At 64.9% G+C, this 556-nt stretch carries 1 protein-coding gene; it reads right to left on the reverse strand.

Features of this window, described 5'->3' with window-relative positions:
- Nucleotides 1-427: transposase (locus G6O54_RS37025; RefSeq protein WP_205679195.1), on the reverse strand; the 427-nt coding region annotated here is incomplete at its 3' end.
- Between the last annotated feature and the right edge of the window lie 129 nt (nucleotides 428-556).

Below are 556 nucleotides of genomic sequence, written 5' to 3' on the forward strand. Positions count from 1 at the left end.
GGTCCAACTCCTCGACCCGCACGGATCGCAGCACGTCGGTATCATCCGGCGTGAAGTTGGAGAGGCGGCCACGCTTGGCTTGCTGCCAACTCATCTCGTCGGGATTCGTCTTGGGCGCATCGTCGGGGAACTTCTCGGTGACGACCTCGGTGTGACCCGCCAGGCAGGCCCGCACCGCCTTCGAGCGGTCGTGGACGTTACCACGGTCCCACAGGATCGTCCTCAACCCGGGGATGTGCCGCCGCAACTGCCGCAGGAATGCCACGATGTCCTCGCCGTGGACATTCTCATCGTCGAGCATCAGGTGGAAATACAGCCGGAGGCGTCTCCATTTCGGGCTGACCGTCACGGCGCCGATGGCCGAGATCCGGTCGCGCCGGTCCCAACTCCTGAGGATCGGCGTCTGCCCGCTCGGGTCTAGGCTCAATACCGTTCAACGAAGGCTCGTCTCGCATCGCGAAGGCGGAACGTGAACATCCTGGCAGGCAAGAAGTGTCTCTGGGTGGCCGTGGTGGAACACCACGGGACCGCCGTGGCCTCCAGGCGAAGCCCGTCC

This window comes from Aquisphaera insulae, from assembly GCF_011064615.1.
In the GTDB taxonomy this organism is placed as follows: domain Bacteria; phylum Planctomycetota; class Planctomycetia; order Isosphaerales; family Isosphaeraceae; genus Aquisphaera; species Aquisphaera insulae.